The sequence below is a fragment of the Kineosporia sp. R_H_3 genome, from assembly GCF_002198675.1.
Lineage (GTDB): Bacteria > Actinomycetota > Actinomycetes > Actinomycetales > Kineosporiaceae > R-H-3.
The window spans coordinates 1-3942 of record NZ_MWLL01000035.1 but is presented as its reverse complement, the minus strand read 5'-3'; the positions used below and the strand labels follow the sequence as shown (position 1 = coordinate 3942).

Sequence of the window (3942 nt, the reverse complement as noted above, 5' to 3'; positions counted from 1 at the left end):
CGGTCGTCGTGAGCCAGCCGTGGGCCGCGGTGACCGTGAACGACACCCTGCCCGCGCTCGCCTGCGACCAGAACCGGGAGACGCCGCCGCGTGCACGCAGCCGTTCGCGCTGTGGGCGGAGGTCAAGCGCCGCACCGGGTTCGTCGAGGGCCCGGGCCGGCACCTCGTCGTCTACCTCACCTCGCAGGGCACCGGCTCCTGCTACTACGGCCTCGGCACCGTCGGGAGCGGCACGGCGTCCGGCGGCTACGTCTACGTCCGGGACGCCACGACGTCGATCCTCGCCCACGAGCTCGGGCACAACCTCGGGCTCGGCCACTCCAACGAGCTGCAGTGCCCCGGTGTCGCCGACGGCGCGTGGGCCGGTGGCTGGACGCCGTCCTGCCGCCAGGCCGGGTACCGCGACTGGTACGACGTCATGGGCATCAGCTGGGACCGGCTCGGCAGCCTGAGCACCGCCCACGCCTACACGCTCGGTCTGCTCCCCCCGGACGCCGTCGAGAGCGTCTCCGAGCCGGTCTCCGCCGAGCTCGCACCGGTCTCGGCGACGACGGGCCTGCGGTCCCTGCGGGTCGTCGACCCGGCCGGCCCGACGTACGTCGTCGAGTACCGGGCCGCCACCGGGCGGGACGCGTACCTGGCCGGCAACTGGGCCGGCCTGCGCCCGGGCGTCGTCGTCCGCCGGGCCGACCCGACCGACGCGACGCAGACCCTTCTGCTCGACCTCACACCGTCCTGGCGGGACGGCTGGGACGACGACCTCGACACCCCGCTCGCCGCCGGTGCGACGTTCACGACGGCGTCCGGCCGGGTGGTGCTCCGGGTCGACGAGGCGACCGCGACCCTCGCCCGGGTCAGCGTCGCCGTCGACGGCGTCTGGCCCGAGAACGCGTTCGACCGGGCGGGCGGCCGGATCCGCCGGCCGCGCCCGTCGGTCGACCCGAACCCCAGCGCCACGGCGACGTCCGACCCCGGCGGCCGGGTGGGCCGCTCCGGGGCACCGGACCCGCAGGAGACGCCCTCCCCGGTCGACCCGACGCAGACGGCGGACCCCACCGGGACGCCGTCCGGCAGCGCGGAGCCGACGGGCACGCCGGACACGCCGGACACGCCGTCGACGACCCCGTCGGCCCCGGACAGCCCGCCGGCGGACGGGACGCCGTCCGCGGGGTGAGGTCGGACCCTGGCCCGGCCCGGTCAGGCCGCCAGGAGCATCGCGAGGACCGCGGTGTCGGGGTCCATCGACGGGTCGACGCCGACCTGGCTCACGAGCCGGGTCACCGTGCCGTCGAGCTCGGCCTCGACCCACGCGGCGCGGTGGTCGAGCCCGAGGTGCGGCAGGCCGGGCAGGAGCACGCAGCCGGAGGCCGCCCCGACGACCTCGGGCGACGACGGCCGGCTCTCCCCCGGCGGGTGCAGCAGGAGCAGCGCGGGCGGCGTCCGTCCGGAGAACGCGCCGGGCTGCGGGGCGCCCTCGCCGAGCACGGGCCCCGCGGACGTCACGAGCCCGACCGTGCCGGGCTGCGGGTCGTCGGGGACGTCCTCGACGGCGCGGAAGACGGTCGTCGTCGGCACGAGGCCGGGGACGGCGGCGAGCCGGACGGCGAGCGCGAGGAACTGCGCCCACTCCCGGGTGGAGCCCGGCCAGCGGCCGGAGACGACGAACCCCCGCAGATGCCTGTCACGCCCGTGGAACGGCGCGATCTCGACGTTGTCGGACGACATGATGCCTCCTCCAGGCCCTGCCCCGGCGACGCCGGCACGACCACCTGCCCTGGCTGAAGAGTGCGGCCCGATCCCGTTGGCACACAAGGGGGTGAGAGTGCCAGCCTCGGCGCGAAGCGCTGCGGAAACACGGCCGACACGTGCCTGACACCACCGGTCCGCCGTGATCGTTCCCATCCCGGCGGGTGGTACCGGGGCCGTCGGTCCCGCACCACGCGGGTCGGACGCGGCTTGGATGGGTCCGCGCGTTTCTACCGGTCCGGCCCCGGGAGGAGCCATGTCCGCCTCGCAACCCCGTACGGTCGACATCACGGTCGCGACGACGTCCCGCGGCCCGGACGCGACCGACCTCCATCTCCTTCGGCTCGCGCTCGAGCTCCAGGTCGACGCGTTGCTCCTGACGATCGGGGCCGCGGCCCGCGCCGCGGACGCCGAGCAGGTGCCGTGGCGGCGCTGGGCCGTCGAGGACCTCGACGCCGCCCGGATGCTCGCCCAGACCCTCCTCGCCCATGACACGGCGCCGCCGGCGACGCTCGGCCGCGGCGGCGTCGGGGTCGGCGCGGACGACGCCCTCGCGGACCTCGTCGCGCGGTACTCCTCGATGGACGGTCTGCTCGGGAGCGTCCTCGAACGGCCCTACGCGGGCCAGGCGTGGCGCCCGGTGGCCCGCGAGACCAGGGCCCGCTGCCGCGCCCGGCTCGAGGAGCTGCACCGCCACCGCGGGTCGACGTACCGCCGGCAGGCCGACGGGGACCGCCGGTACCTGCCGGGCGAGCTGCTCGGCTGAGTGTGCCGGGGCTCGTCCCGGCACACGGTCTACGGCGCAGGCGCGCTCCTGTCCTCGATCTCCCATGCGTGGTCGAGAACGTGCCAGGCGATCCGCCGGACGGCGTAGCGCAGCGGCCATCGCCCGGCGGGCTCGGCGGACGTGTCCCCGGCCCGGACCCGGGCCAGGACGGCGGCCCTCGCCGCCGTGACGGCCGCGTGGTCCCCGACCCGCGGCGATCCACGGACCGCCGCCCCGATCGCCCGGGCGTACGCGGCCTCGGCGGCGAGGACGTGCCGTGCGACCTCGTCCCGGTCCCGGCCGCCGCCGCGCGGGCCGCGCCGCAGGGCGGACGGCGCCCCCTCGACGACGTCGTCGAGAGTCGCCCAGCAGGCTGCGAGCAGGTCGGCGAGCCGCGCGGCGTCGTCCGCCGGCAGGCCAGCACGGTCGCCGTCGAGAACCCGGTCGGGCGCCCCGAAGTCGGTCGTCGTCGTTCCCCGGACCTCGGCGACGACATCGAGCCGGTCGCCGGCACCGCCCGGCAGCGGGTGCCCGGCCCGGCGCACGACCGGTGCGTACCGCGGCTCGTACTCGGCGAGCGCCGCGAGCGCCGCCTCGGCCGTGCGGCCGGACCGGGCCCAACCGGGGTGGTCGACCATGACGGCGAAGACCCGCTTCGTGCCCACCTCGAGGTAGACGCGCGTCCCCGCTGCCGCAGACATGGGGGCAGTCTGCCTCGCGCCACCGACGGTCGCGGCCCCGTCGCGCCGCGACCGCCTCGGGCGGGCGCTACGTCGTCGTCCCGGTCGTGCCCTGCTGGGCCGTGCCGCCCTGCTGGTCCTGCCCGGGCGGGCCGCCCATGCCGCCGCCCGTGCCGCCGTCCGGCGTCGTGCTCACGGCGGTCGCCGTCCACGCACCGTCGCTCGACTGCGTGCCCTGGACGAACACGAGGGTGCCGGTCGCGAGCGTCGAGAGGTCGCCGCCCACGGTGCCGTCGACGGTCGTCGAGGACGTCGTCGTGACGGTGACGGTGCCGGACCGGCTGTCGAGCGTGAGCGTCGAGCCGCTGACCCCGGAGACCCGGCCGACGACCATGGTTCCGTCGTCCGTACCGGGCGGCCCGCCACCCGTGCCGCCCCGCCCGCCGTCCTGCTGCTGCGTCGTCCCGCCCAGCTGGTCGGTCGTGCCGCCCTGCTGTCCCGGGCCGCCCTGACCCATCTGGCCCGGCTGGCCCTGGCGGCTCTGCGAGGTGAGGGACGTCGTGTCCGAGGTCGCGCCGAAGGCCTGCCCGACGGCGACCCCGCCGAGCAGCAGCGCCCCGGCGCCGACCGCCGCGGCGACGACCATGCCCGGCCGGCGCCTGGCGGGGGCCGCCGGTGACGGGCCGGACCCGTCGCCGAGGTCGGCCTCCATCCAGCTGACCGGTCCGGCGGGGCCGCCGGACCGGTCAG

5 protein-coding genes are annotated in these 3942 nt (G+C 77.3%); 2 read left to right on the top strand and 3 right to left on the bottom strand.

The genetic code is table 11. From position 1 onward, the window contains the following. Nucleotides 1-1174 (top strand): reprolysin-like metallopeptidase (locus ECOMGDLI_RS02685; RefSeq protein ID WP_233153281.1); only part of this gene is annotated, 1174 nt, incomplete at its 5' end. A 23-nt stretch (nucleotides 1175-1197) separates the two neighbouring features. On the opposite strand, the gene ECOMGDLI_RS02680 is transcribed toward ECOMGDLI_RS02685, so the two are convergent. Continuing rightward, nucleotides 1198-1725: a peptidase gene (locus tag ECOMGDLI_RS02680; protein WP_088289120.1), complete on the bottom strand. Its 528-nt coding sequence runs from the start codon at nucleotides 1723-1725 to the stop codon at nucleotides 1198-1200. A 277-nt stretch (nucleotides 1726-2002) separates the two neighbouring features. Between ECOMGDLI_RS02680 and ECOMGDLI_RS02675 the strand changes: the two genes are divergently transcribed. Next, nucleotides 2003-2512, top strand: a complete 510-nt coding sequence (locus tag ECOMGDLI_RS02675; protein ID WP_088313327.1) for a hypothetical protein — start codon at nucleotides 2003-2005, stop codon at nucleotides 2510-2512. A 29-nt stretch (nucleotides 2513-2541) separates the two neighbouring features. Here the strand turns inward: ECOMGDLI_RS02675 and ECOMGDLI_RS02670 are convergent, their stop codons facing one another. Both ECOMGDLI_RS02670 and ECOMGDLI_RS34350 read right to left on the bottom strand, forming a co-directional pair. Next, a complete protein-coding gene (locus ECOMGDLI_RS02670) occupies nucleotides 2542-3213 on the bottom strand; it encodes a hypothetical protein (protein ID WP_088313325.1) in 672 nt (223 codons plus the stop codon). Between the two features lie 67 nt (nucleotides 3214-3280). Next, nucleotides 3281-3942, bottom strand: a 662-nt coding sequence (locus tag ECOMGDLI_RS34350; RefSeq protein ID WP_233153280.1) for a DUF5666 domain-containing protein, incomplete at its 5' end; no start/stop codon positions are given.